Genomic DNA, 22,121 nt, shown 5'->3' with positions numbered 1-22,121 from the left:
CTGCCAGAGCCGCATCCAAAAACTCCAGCAGGTCGCCATCGTTGAGGTGCAGTTGTCAATCCGGCGATCATCTGCGGGACGCTGTCAGCCTGTGAAAACCCGCTTTGGCTGGAACTGACCTTTCTCGATAAAACCGATCGCCAGCAGCTTGCCCTTGGCAGTCACGCAGGCTTCGTCGGCTTCGACAGGTGCATCACGCCCGCGAAGTATCACAGGATTTCCCATGCGAATGCGATGCGCCTGATCATCGGAGACGGCTACCTGTGGCAGGCCCTCCAACGCTGCGCCGGTATCGATGAGGAACGCATCCATCACCGAGAAGCGCTCGGCGAGCCGCTCATAGGAGCGATCCTCGCCCTCTTCCTCTGTCGGAACAGGAGGATGCGCAGCTTCCAACTCCGCGAGTGTGACAAAATCGGATTCGTCGAACGGTGCAACCTCGGTGCGGCGCAGGTCGGAAATGTGGCCATAGCAACCAAGATCCCGGCCCATGTCGCGTGCGAGAGAGCGCACATAAGTGCCCTTCCCGCATTCGACTTCGAAGATTGCCGTCGAAGCATCGGTCTGCTCGATCAATTCCAGTCTGTCAATTTCCACTTCGCGGGAGGGTATCTCGACTTCTTCGCCGCCGCGAGCGAGATCGTAGGCTCGTTCGCCAGCGATTTTGATGGCGGAGAATTTGGGCGGCGTCTGTTGGATGACACCGGTGTATTTCGGCAGCAACGCCTTGATTGCGGCTTCGTCCGGACGCAAATCCGAGGTCAAAGTCACCTCGCCCTCCAGATCATCCGTGGAGCGTTCAGCGCCCCAGGTAACTTCAAAGCGATAGATCTTCGTTCCGTCCATGACATAGGGAACCGTCTTTGTCGCCTCACCCAAAGCGATCGGCAGCATGCCGGATGCCAGAGGGTCCAGCGTGCCTGCATGTCCGGCCTTCTCGGCCTTGAACAACCATTTGATTTTGGAGACAGCCTCGGTGGATCCCATGCCCGTCGGCTTGTCGAAGATCAGCCAGCCGGAAACCGGACGGCCCTTTTTCTTGCGCTGCCGTGTCATCTCAGCCGTTACCGTCGCCGTCATGGCCTGGCACATCGCCCGGATTTGGATCACCACCGTTGTCATCCTCATCATCGATGAGGTCGCGAGTGACTTCCGGCTTGCGCAGCAGAGCGTCGATCTTGGCGTAGTTGTCGAAGCTGGTGTCAATGCGGAACCGAAATTCTGGCATATATTTCATCTGCTTGAGATGAGCCGCGGCCCGGCCGCGAATGAACTTGGCATTCTTGTTGAGGGCGCTGATGACGCCTTCGCTGTCGATGGCACCAACCGGCGACACAAAGCAGGTAGCGATTTTCAGATCTGGCGACATGCGCACTTCTGAAATGGCAATCACGGCATTTTCCAACGTGTCGTCGCGGACATCGCCGCGCTGAAGCACTTGAGAAACCGCATGGCGCACTTGTTCACTGACGCGCAACTGACGTTGAGAAGGGCCTGTTCCTGTAGCAAAGCGAGCCATTAATTGTTGTATCCCAAAAATTCGCATTCCAATAAACAATGGATCGCCGGCTTTGCATTCCGGCGATCCTATCCTCAGTGATTTGGTCGCTGCTCCTTAGAGCGTGCGGGTCACATGTTCGACGCGGAAAGCTTCGATTGTGTCGCCTGCGCGCATATCGTCGTAATTCTCGAACGCCATGCCGCATTCCTGACCGGCCGGGACTTCGGTAACTTCGTCCTTGAAGCGCTTGAGCGTCTTGAGCTTGCCTTCGTGGATGACGACGTTGTCGCGGATAAGGCGGACGCCCGCACCACGTTCAACCTTGCCTTCCGTGACACGACAGCCAGCGACCTTGCCGACCTTGGTGATGTTGAATACTTCCAGAATTTCCGCGTTACCGATGAAGGTTTCACGGCGCTCTGGCGAAAGAAGACCCGACATCGCCGCTTTCACATCATCAACGAGGTCGTAGATGATGTTGTAGTAGCGGATCTCGATTCCTTCACGCTCGGCCAGATCACGAGCCTGCTTATTGGCACGCACGTTGAAGCCAATGATTGCCGCGTTGGAGGCCTCCGCAAGGGCAATATCGCTCTCGGTGATGCCCCCGGCACCCGAGTGGATGATGCGCGCCCGTACTTCGTCGGTTCCAAGCTTATCCAGAGCACCGGCAATGGCTTCGATCGAGCCTTGCACATCACCCTTGATGAGAAGCGGAAATTCCTTCAGCCCGGTTACCTGAAGCTGGCTCATCATCTGTTCAAGCGAACCGCGTGAACCGGCCTGACGTGCCACAGCCTTTTCACGGGCGAGGCGCGTACGGTATTCGGAAATTTCACGCGCCTTGGCTTCGCTTTCAACGACTGCAAAACGATCACCAGCCTGCGGCGGTCCGCCCAGACCAAGAACCTCGACCGGCGTTGCCGGTCCGGCATCCTTGAGATTTTCACCACGGTCATTGACCAAGGCACGAACACGGCCCCACTCGCTGCCCGCGACGATGATATCGCCCGGCCTGAGAGTGCCCTTCTGAACCAGAACGGTAGCAACCGAACCGCGGCCACGATCAAGCTTGGCTTCAATCACGACACCTTCGGCGGTCCGGGTAGGATCGGCTTTGAGATCGAGAACTTCCGCCTGAAGCAGGATCGTTTCCAGAAGCTTGTCGAGGCCGGCTCCGGTCTTGGCCGACACCTCGACGTCCAGTGTTTCACCGCCCATCGATTCCACGAAGACTTCGTGCTGCAAAAGACCGTTGCGAACCTTCTGCGGATCAGCAGACGGCTTATCGATCTTGTTGATCGCGACGATGATCGGAACGCCTGCAGCCTTGGCATGGTTGATCGACTCGATCGTCTGCGGCATGACGCTGTCATCGGCAGCAACAACCAGAATGGCGATATCGGTTGCCTGCGCACCGCGAGCACGCATGGCCGTGAAGGCTGCGTGGCCCGGCGTATCGATAAACGTGATCTTCTGGCCGTTCTGTTCGACCTGGTAGGCACCGATATGCTGGGTAATGCCGCCAGCTTCGCCGGAAACGACGTTGGCCTTGCGGATCGCATCGAGCAGCGAGGTCTTGCCGTGATCGACGTGACCCATGATGGTAACGACCGGCGGACGCGACACGAAAGATGCGGTGTCGTCCTGGACGTTGAAGATACCTTCTTCGACGTCGGATTCGGCAACACGACGGACCGTGTGGCCGAATTCCTCGGCAATCAATTGGGCCGTATCGGCGTCGATCAGATCGCCCGGCTTCATCATCTGCCCTTCCTTCATCAGGAATTTGATGACGTCGACGGAACGCTCGGCCATACGCTGGGCGAGTTCCTGGATCGTAATCGTCTCCGGCAGAATAACTTCACGCGCGATCTTCTCGCGGGTTTCCTGCTGCATGCCGCGTTTGAATTTCTCCTGGCGGCGACGCATGGCGGAAAGCGAACGGCTGCGACTTTCATCATTGAGCGCGGTGCCCAACGTCAGCTTGCCGCGACGGCGTTCATCTTCACCCTTGACGACCTTTGGCGCCCGGACTTCCGGCTTCGCCGGAGCAGCACTGGTACCACGGCGCGCACCAGCAGGACCACGACGATCGTCGTCTTCTTCGGCAGCATTCGGTTTGCGCGCCGCTGCCTTCAATGTTGCGTCGTCGGCTGTCTTCAACTCGGCAGGCTGGCGCTTGCGGGATTCTTCTTCCGCACGCAGCTTGGCCTCAGCCTCCTTGCGCAGGCGCTCTTCTTCCTCAGCCTGACGGCGGGCAGATGCTTCACGCTCCTGAGCACGGAGTGCGTCGTCTTCAGCACGGCGGGCGGCTTCGATGGCTGCCTTGGCGCGATCTTCTGCATCACGGGCCTTGGAACCTTCAAGAGCCTTGCGGCGCGCTTCGAGTTCGGCTGTGGACAGCGTATTGAGCACCATACCGGAACGATCATTCGGGCGCTGACCGGAAGGACGATACGGCTGTTGGGCGGGACGTTGCTGGGCTGGCGCAGCGGGACGCGCACTCGTCTGAGGCGCTGGCGCCGACGCAGCTGGAGCCGCCGGACGCGGCGCCGGTGCAGCAGCAGCACTTGGCGGCGGTGCAGCCGGCTGGGGTGCAGGGCGCGCGGGCGCAGCTGCCGGCGTTGGCGCTGGAGTCGCCGCAACAGGAGGCGCAACCTCCGGTTTCTGATCCGGGAGGCTGAACTTGCGCTTCTTTGTTTCAACGACAACAGACTTCGTACGCCCATGGCTGAAGTTCTGACGCACGGTGCTCTGTTCAACGCCAGGCCGCTTCAGGGTCAGGGTCTTCTTATTGACGCCTAGCGTCTTGTCGTCTGTCGATTTTGTATCGCTCATTCCGTTTCCGTTTCCTTCGCGACAGTCGCCGCTTTAGCGTCGGCCACATCCGTGGGGCCATCGCGAAAATGCTGCAGAAGCCAGGCTCGTTTCATGAACCCGGCAGCTGCCTTCCCCTTGAGTACGGCAGCATGTATCACATTTACCCCGCCCAATGCCAAATCCATTTCATTGCTTTCGAACAATGAAAGGGCGGGTATTTCAGGTCCGCCCGCATAAACAACCGAACGACGGGCCTGGTCAAGTTTGCGGACACCATCTTCCGCGGCTTCAAAGGCATGAAGCACGAGTGCAGCGGTGCCATTGCGGATCGCAATATCCACTTTTGCGGCCCCTGTTACCACAACCCCGGCCTTTCGCGCCAACCCAAAACTGCCCAACGCCGATTTTGCAAGCATTTGATCCACTGTCTGTCCCAGATTATCGGGAGCCGTGACGCTGCTTTTCAATCCGCGCGGAAAAAGCTTTCGCTTGACCGCTTCATCAATGTAGCGCCGTTGGGCCTTCACCCAACAGCCCCGGCCGGGAAGATTGCGCTTCAGATCAGCCACAACCGTACCATCGGGACCAGCGACAAACCGGATCATGTCATCGACAGAACCGCTTGTCCGCGTGACAATGCACGTTCTGTCGTTCATTTCCGGTTCCACGTCTAGATCGCTCGAAATCAGCCAGCGACCTCTTCTTCTGCCGTTGGTTCAGCTTCGGCAGCGGCAAGATCGTCTTCCGTAATCCATCCGGCTTTCAGGCGCGCGGCAAGAACCATCTGTTCCGCGTCAGCACGGCTAACCTCGAACGACGACAGAATGCCGGGATAATTGATTGTCTCACCATCCTTGCGTTCACGCCAGCCGGTCAGTTCGTCGACCGCATAGCCAGCGAAGTCCTCGATCGTCTTGACGCCATCTTCACCGACAGCGACGAGAATAGCGTTTGTCATGCCCGGCAGGTCACGAAGCTCGTCCGCAACACCCAGTTCCTTACGGCGGGCGTCGCGTTCCTCCTCGATACGGCCAAGATATTCCTGGGCGCGCTGCTGAATTTCAGTTGCCGTATCCTCGTCGAAACCATCAATGGAGGAAATGTCGTCGGCATCCACATACGCGATTTCCTCGACACTGGCAAAACCTTCGGAGGCAAGGACCTGGCCGACCATCTCGTCGACATCAAGCGCTTCCATGAAAAGGTTCGAGCGTTCGACGAATTCCTTCTGACGGCGCTCGGATTCTTCCTGCTCCGTAAGAATATCGATGTCCCAACCGGTCAACTGGGAAGCGAGACGCACGTTCTGCCCGCGACGACCGATCGCAAGAGATAGTTGGTCATCCGGGACCACAACTTCAATACGTTCGGCGTCCTCATCGAGAACAACTTTTGAAACTTCTGCCGGCTGCAGCGCATTGACAATGAACGAAGCCGGCTCAGGTGACCATGGAATAATGTCGATCTTTTCGCCCTGAAGCTCACCAACCACCGCCTGAACACGCGAACCGCGCATACCAACGCAGGCGCCGACCGGGTCGATCGAGGAGTCACGGGAGATGACAGCGATCTTGGCGCGTGAGCCCGGATCGCGGGCTACCGACTTGATCTCGATAATGCCATCGTAAATTTCCGGCACTTCCATGGTGAAGAGCTTTGCCATGAACTGCGGATGGGTGCGGCTCAGGAAAATCTGCGGGCCTCGCTGTTCGCGGCGTACATCGTAAACATAAGCGCGAACACGATCGCCATAACGGAACGTTTCGCGGGGGATCAGCTCGTCGCGGCGGACAATGGCTTCACCACGCCCGAGGTCGACGATCACGTTGCCATATTCAACGCGCTTGACACTGCCGTTGATGATTTCGCCAACGCGATCCTTGTATTCATCGTATTGGCGGTCACGCTCGGCTTCGCGCACTTTCTGCACGATGACCTGCTTGGCAGATTGCGCAGCGATACGGCCAAAATCCATGGGTGGCAGCTGGTCGGCAAGGAAATCGCCGGGTTGCGCATCTGGATTGCGATCGCGCGCAGCTTCCATGCCGATCTGGGTGACCGGATCTTCCACATCCTCGACCACCTCAAGCAGGCGCTGAAGCTTGATCTCACCGGTCTTGGCGTTGATATCGGCCCGGATATTGGTTTCCTGGCCATAACGCGAGCGCGCGGCTTTCTGAATGGCATCGGCCATCGCCGCAATCACGATCTCGCGGTCGATCGACTTCTCGCGCGCAACCGCATCGGCGATCTGCAGAAGTTCTAGCCTGTTTGCACTGACTGCCATGTTCTTCTCCTTGAAGTTCCCCTTGGGGTTCATCGCCGCATTTGCTTCTGCGGGCGTATGAAATATCAATCCTGTTTTGTCTGTTCCTGCCCGGCCGTTGAAGCTTCCGCCTCGTCTGCCTGGCCAGTGCTATCTTCCGGGATCCGGCCTTCGCGCAAATCCTTGTCGCGGCGCAGCGCATCGCGAATGAGATCGTCTGTCAGGACAAGCCGCGCATCCGAAATCAGATCGAACGGGACCTCTACGACTGGTTTGTCGCCATAGCTCGCCTGGTCGCTCTCGACCGTTACACCTTCACCGGAAACCTCGGCTATGCGGCCGCGAAACTTTTTGCGCCCTTCGTGAACGGCCGATGTATCGATTTTGGCGATATGGCCGATCCATTTGGTAAAATCCGATTTGCGCACCAATGGCCGGTCAATCCCCGGTGACGACACTTCCAGATGATAGTTGCGGTCGATTGGATCCTCGACATCAAGCACCGGTGACAATGTTCGGCTGACGAGTTCGCAATCTTCCACAGTCATCGTGCCATCGTGGCGCTCGGTCATGATCTGAAGCGTCAGGCCATTGAGACCGGAAAGCCGGGCACGGACCAACCGAAAGCCGATCGACTGCAGTACCGGTTCAATGATACCGGCGACGCGGGCGTCGATACCCGTTTCAGTAATGATCCGCTCGTCCGCGCCCTCTATCGGGGCTATTTCCTGTTTCGTATTAGCGTCGTCTGTCACGCAAAGATTTTCCCTGTTTCGGCCTTAAGAAACAAAAAAGAGCGGGACCGGTCTGGACCCACTCCTGTTCTATCGACCAAGAATATGACGCTTATATACCGAAATGGTGCGCGAGTTTCAAGCGCAGAGGTGATTTTCTACCGAGTTGTTTACAGACGCCGATCTCGTCATGCGTTTTCGCATGGCTGCCCTGCGTTGTTGGACCTAAATTTATCGCCTCATACATCCTATCTATGCTGCAGTGCAATATGGATTAAGGGATAACAAAATGTCCAAAACTCAACAGCTCTCAAAGATTGGCAACTTCTTCCGCGCGTTCGGAAGTGCGGTCGCTGTCGCCGAAGCTACTCGACTTGGCCACCAGCCTGTCGCGTCTGACCTTCGTGCGCTCGGCATCGATCCCGTACAGTTCAAGTCCATCTACCGGCGCTAATTTCCGGTAGATGGAGTAGCAGACCGTTTCAATCCTCGTTCGCAGCGAGGGCAGCCAGGACTTTACCCTTGCCGCGCGCCCGCAGGATAAGCGGGACGACAACTGCGCATACCGCGAGCAACAGCAGTATCACCGAGATCGGCGACCCGACAAAGACAGTGAAATCACCCTGGCTGATCTGTAGCGCGCGCCGGAAATGGATCTCCGCCATTGGTCCGAGAATCAGTCCGACGACCACCGGCGCTATCGGATAGCCAAAAAGCCGCAGAAAATAGCCGAGCAGGCCAAACAGCAGCAACATGCCCAGCTCGAATGTCGAGGGATTGGCGCCAATGGTTCCGAGTGTCGCAAAGACCAGGATACCGGCATAAAGCCAATGCCTTGGGATGGATAGCAACCGGACCCATAATCCGACCAGCGGCAAATTCAGAACCAGCAACATGAGATTAGCCACGAGCAGGCTCGCGATCAAACCCCAAACCAGCTGCGGATTGGTTGCAAACAGCAGTGGACCGGGCTGCAAACCGAACTGCTGAAATCCTGCCAGCATGATGGCTGCGGTTGCGCTTGTCGGAAGACCAAGTGTCAGCAGGGGAACAAGCGTGCCAGCGGCCGATGCATTGTTGGCCGCCTCAGGACCGGCAACGCCTTCAATGGCGCCGTGGCCGAATTCCTCAGGTTTTTTCGAAAGTTGCTTCTCTACCGAATAAGACAGGAACGTGCCGATCTCGGCACCGCCCGCTGGCATCGCTCCGATCGGGAAACCGATAAATGTACCCCGAAGCCAGGGTTTCCAGGAGCGTGACCAATCTTCCCTGTTCATCCAGACTGACCCTTTGACGGGCTCGATTTTTCCTTCGCCCGTGCTTTTCGATGCAGCGACACTCAATGTTTCACCGATCGCAAACAGGGCAACGGCAAGCGTTGTAATCTCAACGCCGTCTGTCAGATCAGGGATGCCAAAGCCCAGGCGCACCTGTCCCGACAGGCCATCGGCGCCTATCAAGCCAAGTGCGAGGCCAATGAACAGTGCGGTCAATCCGCGCAAGGTGGAATCGCCAAACGCTGCTGAAACCGTCATGAACGCCAACATCATGAGGGCAAAATATTCGGCCTCGCCAAAGGAAAGCGCAAATTTGACAATGGTCGGAGCAATCAACGCCAGCGCCATCGTGGCGATTAAACCCGCCACAAAGGAACCGATCGCGGCCGTCGCCAGGGCGGGACCACCTCGCCCTGCACGAGCCATCTTGTTGCCTTCGAGCGCAGTAACGATCGATGCGCTTTCCCCTGGCGTATTCAAAAGAATCGACGTTGTCGACCCGCCATACATGCCGCCATAATAGATACCGGCAAACATAATGAGCGACCCTGCAGGATCGAGTTTATATGTAACCGGCAGCAACAAGGCGACCGTGAGGGCTGGTCCGATGCCGGGCAGGACGCCGACGGCTGTACCCAATGTTACGCCGATGAGTGCATAAAGCAGATTGAACGGCTGGAATGCGACGGCAAAACCATGTGCTAATAGGGCAAAACTATCCATAGCCGGTCCTTAAATGAGACGTTCAAGCGGTCCAGCCGGGAGGGACAACTGCAGTCCCTTGGCAAAAATGACCCAGATTATGAATGATAAAACAATGCCAGCGGGAATTGTCATCCAGAGTGGTCCCTTGCCGAAGCCACGGGCCGTAGCGGCGAAAAGCAGTCCTGTCGCGATGGCAAAGCCCGTTATATGCAAAAGCAGCATCTGGGCGGCGAGACCGCCTACAATCCAGACAAGTGGCTGGATCTGCTGTTCCTCGCGTTCAGGAAAATCACCACGCATCGCCTCAAACGCGGTCCAGATCGCAAGAATAAAAAGACCGCCGGCAATCGTATAAGGAAAAACTGCCGGACCGATGCGTGTCGCACTGCCGCCAACGGCGGTGGCCGTATTATAGGCAATTATCGCAGCAACAATTGCGATACCAGCGGCAATTGCCAGCGCCGCCCGATCGGGGCGGCGCGCTTCGGAACTCGGTGTCTCTTGTGTCATTTCACGAGGCCAATATCTTTCAGGATAGCTGCTGTTGCGTCGGTATCCTTTTTCAGCTGAGCCTTGAACTCGTCACCGGCAAGATAGGTGTCAGCCCAGCCCTTGGCTTTAAGCTGTTCCTGCCAGGTCTTTGACTTTGCCAATTTTTCAACGTCTGCACTGATCGCCGCTTCCTGTTCCGGTGTGATGCCGGGAGGGGCCGCGATCATACGCCAATTCTGGATAGCGACATCGACACCGCCCTCCTTGAACGTCGGCGCATCGATGCCTTCAACCTTTGAGTCGCTGGAAATACCAATGATGCGAAGAGCGCCTGACTTGATCTGCGATTCGAATTCGCCGTAACCGGAAATGCCGACGGTAACCTGTCCGCCAAGGAGCGCGGCCAAAGCTTCACCGCCACCGGAGAAGGCAACGTAATTGATCTTTGTTGGATCGACGCCAACAGCTTTTGCAATCAGACCAGCTGTGATCTGATCGGTGCCGCCGGCCGAGCCGCCGGCCCAGGAAACCGCCCCTGGGTCAGCCTTCAGCTTTTCGACCAGTTCAGCCATCGTCTTGATCGGGGACGCAGCCGGAACAACCACAGCCTCGTACTCACCTGTCAGGCGAGCGATCGGAGTAACCTGATCAAGCGTTACGGGCGATGCATTGGTCAGAATGGCGCCCACCATGACGTAGCCGCCAACCATGAGCTGCGAAGGATCGCCCTTGGCCGAGTTGGCGAATTGCGCCAAGCCAATAGTACCGCCGGCACCGGGAACATTCACGACCTGAACGCTACCGGAAATCTTCTCATCCTGCAGGGAGCTCTGGATGGTGCGAGCGGTCTGATCCCAACCGCCACCTGGCGCTGCTGGAGCCATGATCTTGTAATCGGCGGCGAAGGCCTGGCCGGACAGGACCATCGCCCCGGCGGCCACACAGGCAAGCATGATTCTACGCATTCTGGAAATCCCTCCCATGACGGCCATCCGGCCGCCTGTTTTTGATAGATACTGAAGAAAACGGGAAGATGCCAAAGCCTATCGAACCGGATGGCAGACGCCAATATCCATGGTTCGATGAGTTGAATATACGGACAGCCTCCCAGCGGTCTCCTCATCCTTAAGATGATACTAGGAAACTGTCAGGAAGCTGTCACGCGAAATGACGAATTAACCGTGATCGTACTGCAGATTGATACTACACGCGCAAAAAAGTCAGGTAGGCGCCAATACGGCCTTCGCGATGGGCTTTTTGTTCGTAACGGGTGCCTGGCCACGCTTCATAGGGCGTATGCCAGTCTGCCGAAGTCTTCGCCCGCCACTTAAATTGTCCGTGCGCCTGGCAATGTTGCAGCGTCCAATTCACATAGGTGTCGATGTCGGAAGCAAACCGGAAATAACTTCCCGATTTCAGTACACGGGCAAAACGGTCGAGATTCTTCTGGCTAACGAAGCGGCGTTTCCAGTGCTTCTTCTTCGGCCATGGATCAGGATAGAACAGATCAATACCGTCCAGGGAGTTGTCCGGCAACCAGTCGAGGACCTGTGTCGCATCATCATCATAGAGCCGAATGTTCCGTATCGGGTCATCATGGAGATCGACGACGAGTTTCGCCATGCTGTTGACGAACGGCTCCACGCCGATGAATCCGGATTGCGGACAACGCCGGGCCTCGTGCAACAGGTGTTCGCCGCCGCCAAAGCCAATTTCCATACGGACCGTTTCGACCTCCGCAGAAAACAAACTGCGAAGGTCGTCTGGCGCTTGTACACCGATGTCAAGCTTGAGCAGCGGCAAGAGCTCATCACGGATGGAGCGCTGCAAGGGACGCAACGCTTTACCGCTTCTTCTACCGAAGAAGGCCTCCGTTGAACGCTCGCGCCGTGCCTCAGTCATAGGATCGCAATGGCCGCTCAGGCGGCCAGAGCGGACTTCAATTGCTTGGCCAGATCGGTCTTCTCCCAGGAGAAAGAGCCGTCGCGGCCGGGCTTGCGACCGAAATGGCCATAGGCCGACGTCTTGGCGTATATCGGCTTGTTGAGGTCGAGATGCTTGCGGATGCCACTTGGCGAGAGATCCATCACCTTGCGCAGCGCGGCTTCCACCTGATCCTCATTCACGCTGCCGGTTCCGTGCAGATCAACGTAAACCGATAGCGGCTGGGCGACGCCGATCGCATAGGAGAGCTGGATCGTGCAGCGGTCGGCAAACCCGGCAGCAACGACATTCTTCGCAAGATAGCGGGCAGCATAGGCGGCGGAACGATCAACCTTGGTTGTGTCCTTGCCGGAGAATGCACCGCCGCCATGAGGCGCCGCACCGCCATAAGTATCGACGATGATCTTGCGTCCGGTCAGACCGGCATCCCCATCGGGCCCGCCGATAACGAATTTGCCGGTAGGATTGATGTACCAGACACAATCGTCGGCAATCTTCAGATCGCCCATCGCTGCACGGATATACGGCTCGACCACCTTGCGAACTTTTTTGGAATCCCAGCTCGCGTCCATGTGCTGCGTCGAAAGCACGATCTGCGTAGCTTCCGCGGCGACGCCGTCCACATATCGAACGGTAACCTGGCTTTTGGCATCCGGTCCGAGCTTGCCAGCTTCGCCCTCGCCCTTGTGGCGAGCACCAGCCAGAAGTTCGAGAATTTTGTGGGAATAATAGATAGGCGCTGGCATCAGGTCTGGGGTCTCGCGGCAGGCATAGCCGAACATGATGCCTTGATCGCCAGCACCTTCTTCACCCTGGCGATCGGCAGCGTTGTCGACGCCCTGCGCAATGTCCGCTGATTGCGGATGCAGGAGTACATCGATTTTCGCGGTCTTCCAGTTAAAACCGTCCTGCTCGTAACCGATATCGCGGATGGCGCGGCGGGCAGCGGCGCGAAAGCGCGAGGGATTGATGACCGGATGGCCCTTGGCGTCTTTCAGCACGACGCCGTCCTTGTCTTTCTTCAGCAATGTGTCAGGCACACGCACTTCGCCGGCGATCACGACACGGTTGGTGGTTGCCAGCGTTTCGCAAGCAATGCGCACAGTCCACGGGTCAACGCCGGTTTTCTTTGCCTCTTTGTAGATCATGTCTACGATTTCATCGGAAATGCGGTCACAGACCTTGTCTGGATGACCTTCAGATACGGACTCACTGGTAAAAAGATAAGAACTGCGTGTCACGGGGAACCCCTCTTGAAAGCGAACGAATGCTCAATCAGCAAAGTCTGAATTGGGCAGCACAGTCTTTGCCAAGGACGAGGGGATCAGTCAATTGCTTTCGGTTTTAAACAAATGGCGGTTTGAGAATTTTTTTCTAAATCGTTGGAATGCGCCTTCCTCTCCGAACACATTTTTCAGCTGATTATTCTTCTTCGTGACCCAACGTACGGACAAGGTCGAGAATTTTCCGCCTTACCTTTGCATCGCCGATTTTAGCGAATGCACGGGCAAGCTGAATCCCCTCGGAACTGTTAAGGAAGCCGACAACATAGGTTGTCTCACTCTCCTCCTCAAAACCCTTGGGCTTGTCGGATTGTCCGGGCATGTCGTCGAAGAAAAATGTGACGGGTACATTGAGAATATTGCCAATAGCCTGCAAGCGACTGGCGCCGACCCGGTTCATCCCCTTTTCGTACTTCTGAATTTGCTGAAATGTTATTCCAAGACTTTCGCCAAGCTTCTCTTGGCTCAATCCAATCATGTTGCGTCGCAACCTAATGCGTGCACCCACGTGTACATCTACTGGGTTTGGTCTCTTCTTATTAGTATCAGTCATAAAAATCTCATTCGTATGAAATGAAGCTTAAAACGAATTTTATCATCAATGTATCAACGGGCCAAATAAGGCTTTATTCGATAGGTCCACGTCTAAAATGTCAACCAACCCTCGCTCTATAGTGAAAAAAATAAGCCAGCGTTACAACCAGAACAATGCCAATTACAATCCAGAATTGAAAATGGCGCGCAGCTGCACGAACTGGTAGTTCCACTTTTGTTGGAAGAGCGACATCGATCACGCCTACAGCGTTGAGCGCCAATGCATCAATGATTCGGCCATACGGATCTACAACAGCCGAGAGCCCGTTGTTGGCAGCCCTTACAAGAGGCAAACCCTGCTCCACGGCGCGCAATTGCGCCTGCCGGAAATGCTGGTAAGGGCCGGGAGTGTCTCCATACCAGGCATCGTTCGTGACGTTGACAATGGCGTCGGCACGCGGACCTTCATAGGACATTTCGGCTGGAAAAATCGCTTCGTAACAGATGAGGGGCAACGCGGTGAAATTGTCTCTCACGGTTAGCGAACGACGGGTCGCCGCTGCTGTGAAGCCGCCGGGAAGCTCGATAACTTCGCTGATGCCAAACCTGCGCAGAATATTCTCCAGCGGCACGTATTCTCCAAACGGAACGAGATGGACCTTGTCGGCCGCTCCCGTAATTTCTCCTTCGGCGTCGATTGCGTAGATTGAATTGTAGTAAAGCGGCGCATCACTGCCGCCGGGCTCTTCCATTCGAACGGCGCCAGCTAACAAAACCTGATCATCCGTCAGAATGTCGGCAATGCTCTTCAGTGCTTCCGGCGTTTTCGTCAGAATATAAGGAACTGCCGTTTCCGGCCAAACGATGAGCTGCGGCTTGGGCTTACCGTCCTTGGGCGCTTCACCGGTCATGGCGAGGTATTTATCCATTATGCCCCGCCGAGCGTCGGCATCCCATTTAAGATCCTGCGCGATCGATGGTTGGACCACCCGCACTTGCAGCCCCTTGGCCTCGACCTTTGCATTGCTGAGACGATAGACGCCGAATCCGACGTGGACAGACATCAGGACAAGGGCGAGAACAGTGCCGGTTCTCAGACCATGCCGACCTGCCAGCAACGCTGGCATTGAAAAAACGATCACGGCTAGCACATTCATCCCGAGCAGCCCGACGATGACCGATGATTGCATCAGGACCGGCACCGGCATAGCCGCGTAGCCTATCGCGTTCCAGGGAAAGCCCGTCAAAACGAACGATCGCAGCCATTCGGCAATGCCGAAGCCAAAGGACAGCGCGAATATTCGGCCAAGACCATCGCTCCACAGGAGCCGCGCGAGCGCTGCCGCAAGGGCATAAAAAATGGCAAGGAAAGCAGGAAGTCCGAGAATGGCGAAAGGTATGGCCCAGGCGAAATTGGCAGCGTCGACGAGCAAAGCATTGCCGATCCACCAGAGCCCGAATACGAAATAGCCAAAGCCGAACCACCAACCGACCATCGCGGCCGGTAGCAAGCGGCGGATCGGTCCAGCGCCGGCATTATCGACGGCCCCATCAACAAGCCAGACAAGAACGGGGAACGATATGAAACAAACGGCAAAGAAATCATAGGGCGGAAGCGCATAGCTTGCGAGGGCGCCCATAAGAAACGCCAGCGCAACCCGCCTCCAGCCCGACAGAAGAATGATTTTCCCCGCCAACCGTTGCACTACGCCCGTCTCTTTTTCGGCTCGGGATATCGTTACATTCACAGGCGCGACACGAGGAAAACGATCATTGGCCATGATCCGACGGCTGGCCCGCAGGATCTTCTTGCTTGACAGGGCGGATTGGCCGGCGTTCCGCCGCGTGGCGTAAAGGCACAATACGGACCTTGCGAATGCGTCGGGGGTCAGCCTCCAACACGTGAAACTCATACCCAGGGACCGCCTGCACCATCTCGCCCCGTACCGGAATACGGCCGAGGATCGAGAAAATAAGCCCGCCAACGGTATCGACATCCTCACCGTGTTCACCAACGACGAATCCAGCTCCGATCTTCTCGGAAACCTCATCGAGATCGGCGCGAGCATCGGCAATGAAAACGCCTTCCGGGTCTTCAACGAGCATTACTTCATCGTCGTCATGCTCGTCTTCAATATTACCGACCACCATCTCGACGATGTCTTCCAGTGAAACCAGACCGTCGGTTCCGCCATACTCGTCAATGACAAGAGCAATCTGGATGCGTTGTGCCTGCATTCGGCCCATCAGATCGTTGGCAAGCATCGATGGCGGCACGAAAAGAACCGGCCGCATGAGACTTAGATCGGCGATCGTCTTCGTGAGATCGACATTGGAAAGGTTGAACTTTGCTGCAACGGGTGTTTTGGCTGCGCGCGCAGCGCTCCTGCGTGGGGTTTTTACGCGTGAAATATTGGTGATGTGATTGACAACATCCCGTATGTGGACCATGCCCCGAGGGTCGTCGAGTGTTTCCGCGAACACTGGCATACGTGAATGGCCAGACTCCTCAAAAACCTCGAGAAGGTCGCCAAGTGTCGTGGAAATCTCTACGGCTTCGATATCAGAGCGGGGGATCATGACATCCTCGACCCGCAACTCCCGCAGGCGCAGGATGTTGTGCAGCATGGCGCGCTCTTCGGGCGAAAACGCCGTGTCTCCATGCTGGCTTTCGGCCAAGGCCGCATCCAGGTCTTCCCGAAGAGACGTACCGGGGCGGGCGCGCAAAAATGGAAAAATGGTGGAAAGAAGCGAGCGCTTTTCTGGACCTTGCGCTCTGGTACTACTCTGCCCTTCGGCATCGCTCTCCTGCCCCGACATTCCCCTTGCGGGAGCGGCGGCAGAATCGTTCTGGTGTGACGTGTCAGTCATGGTCCTCAATCGAATTGATCGTCAATGACGGATAGCGCATATGGGTCGGGGATGGCAAGACGTTCAAGGGCTTTGCGTTCAAGTCCTTCCATCTCTTCCGCTTGCGTCTCGCTAAGATGATCATAGCCGAGCAAATGCAGAAATCCATGAACGATGAGATGGCTGACGTGGTGATCGAAAGGCTTGCCTTCATCCACAGCTTCGCGCGCCACTGTTTCATATGCGATGACAATATCGCCGAGCATTGGCCCAGGCTTCTGACCAGGCTTTAGCGCAAAAGCTGGAAATGACAGGACATTGGTGGGCTTGTCCTTGTCGCGCCAGTCATTGTTGAGTTCCTTGATCGCGGCATCATCGGTGAAGACCAGACTGAGTTCGCTTGCGGGTTGTTGCCCTCGCTCAAGCGCTTGCCACGCTGCGGCAATGGCACTGGTCGCCACTTGGCGCAACATGGACTCATCACCCCAGTCGTCCGTTTCAACCAGTATATCGATATCGATCAAGACAATATCGCCAAGTTCAGGGCTTGGCGCCTTCCTTGTCATAGGCACGGACAATTGCGGCAACCAGCGGATGCCGTACGACATCTACATCCGTAAAGCGCACTGTCACGATCCCGCTGACACCATCTAGAATTCTCAGCGCCTCCACCAATCCGGATTTTTGGCCAGGAGGCAAATCGATCTGGCTCGGATCACCGGTGATGATCATTCGGCCGTTTTCACCCAAACGCGTCAGAAACATCTTCATCTGCATGGCAGTCGTGTTCTGCGCCTCGTCAAGAATGATTGCCGAGTGAGCGAGTGTCCGGCCGCGCATGAAGGCGAGCGGCGCTATCTCAATGACGCCAGCCGCAATCGCCCGCTCCACTTTGTCGGCGGGCATCATGTCGTAGAGCGCATCGTAGAGCGGTCGCAGATAGGGATCGACCTTTTCCTTCATGTCCCCCGGCAGGAAGCCGAGTCGTTCGCCGGCCTCCACGGCTGGACGCGACAGAATAATCCGATCTACAAGTCCGCGCTCCAGCAGCATGGCTGCGTGCGCGACTGCAAGATAAGTCTTGCCAGTACCTGCAGGCCCGACACCGAACACCATTTCCGAGCGATCGAGCGCTCGCATATAGGCATCCTGCGTCGGCGTGCGAGCAAAGATCGTCTTTTTGCGGGTCGATATCTGGGCTGCAGCCATCTTGCTTTTGTTTTCCATCGTGGGGAGCGTCAACTGGTCGTCGGCGGCGATTGCCATGCGCAGTGCGCCATCAACATCGGATGCGGAGATGTCATGGCCTTTTTGCAAGAGCTCGTAGAGCTGATCGAGCGTCCTGCGTGCCTGTTCCGTTGCCCCAGGCTCACCCCGAATGGCGAGCTGATTGCCTTTTGACCGAACATCGACACCGAGCTTCTGCTCAATGCGGGCGAGATTTTCATCGAACTGGCCGAACAGCGCACTCGCCAGCCGGTTATTATCAAATGTCAGTACGATATGCGCCAGATCTGAAGCTCCATGGGGGGCTCCCGAGGGAGCGGGTTTCAGTTTTTCGGTGGCGTTCAAACGGCTCTCCTGAATAAGTGTTCAGCCTTTATATAGTCCCATTGCTCGCCGAGTTCATCTCCCGAATGCCAATCAGACTGTTGGTCCCGGTGTCGATGATTCGTACATTGATAATGTCGCCGATTCTTCCCCCGTGTACATCGATAATTACAGGTTGTAACCAGGGAGATCTTCCGACCATCTGGCCGGATAATCTCCCGGCCTTTTCGATCAGCACATCCATGCTCTTTCCAACAAGGCTGCGTTGAAACGCGTATTGTTGCTCACTGAGCAGGCCCTGCAGGCGCTGAAGTCTTTCGTCCTTCACCGCTTCATCGATATGGCCCGTCAAATCGGCACCGGGCGTGCCCGGACGCGGTGAATATTTGAACGAATAGGCCGCAGCATATGTAGCATCGCGTACGATCTGCATCGTTGCCTCGAAATCTTCTTCCGTCTCTCCCGGAAATCCCACAATGAAGTCACCGGACAGGGCGATATCAGAACGGGCAGCGCGAATGCGCTCGATCAAACGCAAATAGTCGGCGCTTGTATGCTTGCGGTTCATGGCTTTCAGGATGCGATCGGAACCGGACTGCACCGGCAAATGCAGATAGGGCATCAGCATATCAAGATCGCGATGCGCGCTGATCAGCGTATCATCCATATCGCGCGGATGACTGGTGACGTAACGAAGCCGCACGATTCCGGGGATTTCGGCCAAACGGTAGAGTAGTTTACCCAAGCCCCATTCGCGGCCGTCGGGACCCTCGCCGTGCCAGGCATTGACGTTTTGACCGAGCAAGGTCAACTCACGCACGCCCGCATCGGCAAGTTTTTCGGCTTCTTTCAGAATTTGGGCGACGGGACGGGAGACTTCCGAACCACGTGTGTATGGGACCACACAAAAGGTGCAGAATTTGTCGCAGCCTTCCTGCACCGTCAAAAACGCCGTCACGCCACGGCTTCTTGTCTGCTCTTTTGCAGGCGCCGGCAGATGCTCGAATTTGTCTTCTATCGCATATTCTGTCTCAACCACGCGCTCACCCTGGCGGACGCGGGCCAATGCCTGGGGCAGACGATGATACGTCTGGGGACCGACGACGAGATCCACCACCGGCGCTCGGCGCGTGATCTCATCACCTTCTGCCTGCGCAACACAACCGGCAACACCGACAGTCAGTTCGCGGCCCTGCTTTGCCCGCGCATCTTTCATCTTGCGCAGGCGGCCGAGAGCCGAATAGAGTTTTTCGGAAGCCTTTTCGCGAATATGGCAGGTGTTGATCAGCACGAGATCCGCTTCATCGGCAGTATCGGTCGGACTATAGCCTTCGGCGGCGAGGCTGTCGGTCATCCGCTGACTGTCATAGACATTCATCTGGCAGCCATAGGTCTTCACATAGACCTTGCGCGTGTTCGCGAGCGCTGGCGAATGCGGAGCAGTGCCGGAAGCTTCGCCCGACTCGGTTTTGATGTTCATGTCGTCCATTTGCAGGCTTCTAAAGCTTTTTGGCGCCGTTGAGAATAGCAGAGTCGCTTTCGACTTCCGGATTGACGAAATCACGTCCCATCACCGAAGACCGCACCATTGCGCGGACGCGCTCCTCCATCGTCCGTGCTAAAGCCTTGCGGTCACTATTCCTGTCGATGACGACTGGTTCGCCAAACCAGACATCGACATCGATAGCGCCATCTTTGAGAAGACCAATCAAACTTGGGCCCAGCGGTACGTCACCCGGCCAAGCAACGAGCGGCCTATGCGACCGCCCCATTGGTATACCATGAACTCGTGTATAGGCGATCGCCACCGGCTGTACAGTGACCGTTTCAGCACCCGCATCACGGATGGCCACTTGCGCCGCGCCAAAAAGCGATGTTTTGAACGGAAGGACACGATTGCCGTCGGAGGTTGTTCCCTCGGCAAACAACACCATCGCGTCGCCTCCGGCGAGCCGGGTCGCTATTTCACTGGCTTGATGATGCGTCTTGCCGCGCTTCTCCCGCTCGATGAACACCGTCCGCTGCAGCTTGGCTAACATGCCAAACAGCGGCCAGTTCGCCACTTCCGCCTTGGCGATAAAAGCCATCTCGTGCAGAGAGCCGAGAATGACGATATCCGTCCACGAGGAATGATTGGCCGTCAACAGAAGGGGCCGTCCCTTTGCCATATCGCCATGGATATGCACTCGAAAACCAAGGAGACGCCGTACGATCCGATGAAACAAAATCGGCGTGGTGGTGCGTGGCCGCCAGCCGGTTTTCAGAAACAGGAACTGCAAGGGTACCAGGAATATAATAACGACAACGAACGCCGACGCCGTCACCAGAAAACGCAACCACGCGATCATTCAGCGGCTCTTTTTCAAATCGCGGCGCATGGTCAAGGCAGCCGAGCGCCCTGCAGCCGTTTCATAATAGCCCGGTCGTTTTCCAACCTGCTTGAAGCCAAGCCTGCGATAAAGTCCAAGTGCCGGTATATTGAGCTCATCGACCTCGAGGAACAGCATATTCGCGCGCGCATTGTGAAGATAACGAAGCGCTGCATCCATCAAAGCGTGGCCAAGACCCTTGCGCTGTGACTGGGGTGAGACAGCGATAGTGAGTATTTCCGCCTCATCCAACACAAGACGTGCCAATACGAACCCGCCTGGCTGTGCTTTGCGGTTGCCCTCTTCTCGCGCGATAAACCCGAAAACCTTGTCATCGACGATAAGGGCATGAAACTCCTCGTCGCTCCACGGTTGCCGAAATGTCCTCTCATGAATCCTGGCCAGATGCGGCGCATCCTCGGGAAGAACCGGCTCAATCACAAACGATTGCGATCGCATGGTGTCGAATGGAAAGCCGATCATTCGACGATTTTCCTTTTTAAAACAAAACCCTCCTGCTGCTTCACATCAAGTCCCCGCAGATAGAGCGGCCTTGGCGCTGTGCCCTCTTCCTTACGCAATGCGCCAAGCCGCGCGAATGCTTCTATGCTTCCAGTTGCCGTCATTGCGGCAATGTCGAAAGGACGACCAAGCTCTTTTTCGATTGGAATTGCACCCGAACCCGCGAGCACATGCTCGCTGCCTCGTTCTTCCAATTGTTTTATAATCAAGGGCAATGTCGTCACCATTGGCTCCGATGCCGCCGATCCATCCTCGCCGAAGAATTGAGCATAGAGCTCGTCACGCCGTGCATCGATAATCGAAAGAATTGGTCGATGCGAAAATTGCCTGGCAGCATCATAAGCGAGTGCCTGAAGGGTGCTGATCCCAACTGCCGGACATTTGAGCGCAAGCGCCAAGCCCCGCGCCGCGGAGACGCCGACGCGGACGCCGGTGAATGAGCCCGGGCCGATGCTGACAGAGATCTTGCCTATATCGGTGATGGAAATTTGGGCCGCAGCGGCCACATGCTCGATCGCGGCCATCAATCGCTCGGCATGCCCTTTGCCTATATCTTCGCTAGACGCTGCCAGTATAGTCCTGCTCTCAACGTCGAGCACAGCGACGGAGCAGAGATTGGCAGCGGTATCGAGCGCAAGCAGTTTCATGCGCCTCGCCTAAACAAGAATCGCGCAGCACACAAGTAGGCGGATGTGGCAGTTCAGATATAGAACTCACGGTGCGCGCAATCCCAAGCCCATTCGCCTTTCTATGAAATCGGGCAGCTGCCGGCAATCACATCGAAACTTTTTGATACCAGTTCCCTACCTGACAGGTCACGCAACGAGATCGTCCACTCACCCGAGACGAGTTCGAAGTCCCTTTCGAAAACCCAACCGGCGTAACGGCGCAGGGAGGTCGCACTGTCAGGCCAGCTGCTTTTCAGCATCGATCGGCCGTCCTGTGTTTTGATCATTGGATGGAAAACCACGACCGTGATGGGAAGGACAGCCTCACCGATATCTGACGTCCTGTACAGAACACCGAAACTCCTGCCGATGCACGCTCGGACTTTCGTGGTTCGCGTGACATCGACAGGACCTTCGACCAGCCGGTTCACACCTGTTGGCGTATCGGGTGACACTTCGGATCCGACCTCTTTCGGGTTTGTCAGCCCCCAGTCGACGATCTCTACTGTCGAGGTTTGTCTTTCTTCAGCCAGGCCAGTATTCCACGCCATCGCAGCGGTGAGGAACACAAGATATCTGACGTGTTGAATCATCTGTCCGTG

22 protein-coding genes are annotated in these 22,121 nt (G+C 56.5%); 1 reads left to right on the top strand and 21 read right to left on the bottom strand.

The annotated features are described in order from the left end of the window. Positions 1–84 precede the first annotated feature (84 nt). The 6 genes from truB to rimP form a co-directional block, all read right to left on the bottom strand. Positions 85–1,056: a tRNA pseudouridine(55) synthase TruB gene (gene truB / locus J2X72_RS09465; protein WP_310072170.1), complete on the bottom strand. Its 972-nt coding sequence runs from the start codon at positions 1,054–1,056 to the stop codon at positions 85–87. A gap of 1 nt (position 1,057) precedes the next feature. Further along, complete coding sequence (gene rbfA / locus J2X72_RS09460) at positions 1,058–1,519, bottom strand: 30S ribosome-binding factor RbfA (RefSeq protein ID WP_209998199.1); 462 nt, start codon at positions 1,517–1,519, stop codon at positions 1,058–1,060. Positions 1,520–1,615: 96 nt separating this feature from the next. Further along, complete coding sequence (infB, locus tag J2X72_RS09455) at positions 1,616–4,342, bottom strand: translation initiation factor IF-2 (RefSeq protein ID WP_209998200.1); 2,727 nt, start codon at positions 4,340–4,342, stop codon at positions 1,616–1,618. Then, entirely contained in the window at positions 4,339–4,980 is a 642-nt protein-coding gene (locus J2X72_RS09450) for an RNA-binding protein (protein WP_310071190.1), read from the bottom strand. Before J2X72_RS09450 ends, infB begins: the two co-directional genes overlap by 4 nt. A 29-nt stretch (positions 4,981–5,009) precedes the next feature. After that, the gene (gene nusA, locus J2X72_RS09445; RefSeq protein ID WP_209998202.1) at positions 5,010–6,611 is read right to left on the bottom strand and encodes a transcription termination factor NusA; all 1,602 of its coding nucleotides are present in this window, start codon (positions 6,609–6,611) and stop codon (positions 5,010–5,012) included. A gap of 65 nt (positions 6,612–6,676) precedes the next feature. Next, complete coding sequence (rimP, locus tag J2X72_RS09440; protein ID WP_310071187.1) at positions 6,677–7,345, bottom strand: ribosome maturation factor RimP; 669 nt, start codon at positions 7,343–7,345, stop codon at positions 6,677–6,679. 268 nt (positions 7,346–7,613) lie between these two features. On the opposite strand from rimP, the gene J2X72_RS09435 reads away from it, so the two are divergent. Beyond that, positions 7,614–7,778, top strand: a complete 165-nt coding sequence (locus tag J2X72_RS09435; protein WP_181872304.1) for a hypothetical protein — start codon at positions 7,614–7,616, stop codon at positions 7,776–7,778. Positions 7,779–7,806: 28 nt separating this feature from the next. Here the strand turns inward: J2X72_RS09435 and J2X72_RS09430 are convergent, their stop codons facing one another. The 15 genes from J2X72_RS09430 to J2X72_RS09360 all read right to left on the bottom strand — a co-directional run bounded on the left by J2X72_RS09430 (position 7,807) and on the right by J2X72_RS09360 (position 22,112). After that, positions 7,807–9,324, bottom strand: a complete 1,518-nt coding sequence (locus J2X72_RS09430) for a tripartite tricarboxylate transporter permease (protein ID WP_209998203.1) — start codon at positions 9,322–9,324, stop codon at positions 7,807–7,809. A gap of 9 nt (positions 9,325–9,333) precedes the next feature. Beyond that, positions 9,334–9,816 (bottom strand): tripartite tricarboxylate transporter TctB family protein, encoded by a 483-nt coding sequence (locus tag J2X72_RS09425; protein ID WP_209998205.1) that lies wholly within the window; start codon positions 9,814–9,816, stop codon positions 9,334–9,336. Next, the gene (locus J2X72_RS09420) at positions 9,813–10,763 is read right to left on the bottom strand and encodes a tripartite tricarboxylate transporter substrate binding protein (RefSeq protein ID WP_310071178.1); all 951 of its coding nucleotides are present in this window, start codon (positions 10,761–10,763) and stop codon (positions 9,813–9,815) included. The genes J2X72_RS09425 and J2X72_RS09420 overlap by 4 nt, the downstream gene beginning before the upstream one ends. A gap of 238 nt (positions 10,764–11,001) precedes the next feature. Then, positions 11,002–11,700 carry a tRNA (guanine(46)-N(7))-methyltransferase TrmB gene (locus tag J2X72_RS09415; RefSeq protein ID WP_310071175.1) on the bottom strand — a complete coding sequence of 233 codons (699 nt, stop codon included), beginning with the start codon at positions 11,698–11,700 and terminating at the stop codon, positions 11,002–11,004. A 17-nt stretch (positions 11,701–11,717) separates the two neighbouring features. After that, entirely contained in the window at positions 11,718–12,983 is a 1,266-nt protein-coding gene (gene metK, locus J2X72_RS09410) for a methionine adenosyltransferase (protein ID WP_209998209.1), read from the bottom strand. A 181-nt stretch (positions 12,984–13,164) separates the two neighbouring features. Further along, a complete protein-coding gene (locus J2X72_RS09405) occupies positions 13,165–13,578 on the bottom strand; it encodes a helix-turn-helix domain-containing protein (protein WP_209998210.1) in 414 nt (137 codons plus the stop codon). 100 nt (positions 13,579–13,678) lie between these two features. After that, positions 13,679–15,265: an apolipoprotein N-acyltransferase gene (lnt, locus tag J2X72_RS09400; protein WP_310072169.1), complete on the bottom strand. Its 1,587-nt coding sequence runs from the start codon at positions 15,263–15,265 to the stop codon at positions 13,679–13,681. Between the two features lie 64 nt (positions 15,266–15,329). Further along, complete coding sequence (locus J2X72_RS09395; RefSeq protein WP_310071172.1) at positions 15,330–16,430, bottom strand: hemolysin family protein; 1,101 nt, start codon at positions 16,428–16,430, stop codon at positions 15,330–15,332. Between the two features lie 5 nt (positions 16,431–16,435). Next, the gene (gene ybeY / locus J2X72_RS09390; RefSeq protein ID WP_310072166.1) at positions 16,436–16,975 is read right to left on the bottom strand and encodes an rRNA maturation RNase YbeY; all 540 of its coding nucleotides are present in this window, start codon (positions 16,973–16,975) and stop codon (positions 16,436–16,438) included. Next, the gene (locus tag J2X72_RS09385) at positions 16,950–17,981 is read right to left on the bottom strand and encodes a PhoH family protein (protein WP_183660991.1); all 1,032 of its coding nucleotides are present in this window, start codon (positions 17,979–17,981) and stop codon (positions 16,950–16,952) included. The genes ybeY and J2X72_RS09385 overlap by 26 nt, the downstream gene beginning before the upstream one ends. 28 nt (positions 17,982–18,009) lie before the next feature. Beyond that, positions 18,010–19,449 (bottom strand): tRNA (N6-isopentenyl adenosine(37)-C2)-methylthiotransferase MiaB, encoded by a 1,440-nt coding sequence (gene miaB / locus J2X72_RS09380; RefSeq protein ID WP_405044681.1) that lies wholly within the window; start codon positions 19,447–19,449, stop codon positions 18,010–18,012. A gap of 10 nt (positions 19,450–19,459) precedes the next feature. Next, the gene (locus J2X72_RS09375) at positions 19,460–20,308 is read right to left on the bottom strand and encodes a 1-acyl-sn-glycerol-3-phosphate acyltransferase (RefSeq protein ID WP_310071169.1); all 849 of its coding nucleotides are present in this window, start codon (positions 20,306–20,308) and stop codon (positions 19,460–19,462) included. Beyond that, on the bottom strand, positions 20,309–20,812 hold the full coding sequence (gene rimI / locus J2X72_RS09370) for a ribosomal protein S18-alanine N-acetyltransferase (RefSeq protein ID WP_310071167.1): 504 nt from the start codon (positions 20,810–20,812) through the stop codon (positions 20,309–20,311). Beyond that, positions 20,809–21,498 (bottom strand): tRNA (adenosine(37)-N6)-threonylcarbamoyltransferase complex dimerization subunit type 1 TsaB, encoded by a 690-nt coding sequence (gene tsaB / locus J2X72_RS09365; protein WP_310071164.1) that lies wholly within the window; start codon positions 21,496–21,498, stop codon positions 20,809–20,811. Before tsaB ends, rimI begins: the two co-directional genes overlap by 4 nt. Before the next feature lie 101 nt (positions 21,499–21,599). Continuing rightward, on the bottom strand, positions 21,600–22,112 hold the full coding sequence (locus J2X72_RS09360; protein ID WP_310071161.1) for a DUF3859 domain-containing protein: 513 nt from the start codon (positions 22,110–22,112) through the stop codon (positions 21,600–21,602). Positions 22,113–22,121: the final 9 nt, after the last annotated feature.

The sequence above is a fragment of the Phyllobacterium sp. 1468 genome, assembly GCF_031455525.1.
Taxonomy (GTDB): domain Bacteria; phylum Pseudomonadota; class Alphaproteobacteria; order Rhizobiales; family Rhizobiaceae; genus Phyllobacterium.
Note: the sequence above shows the minus strand (reverse complement) of the source record. Positions and strands in the feature narration are given on the sequence as shown.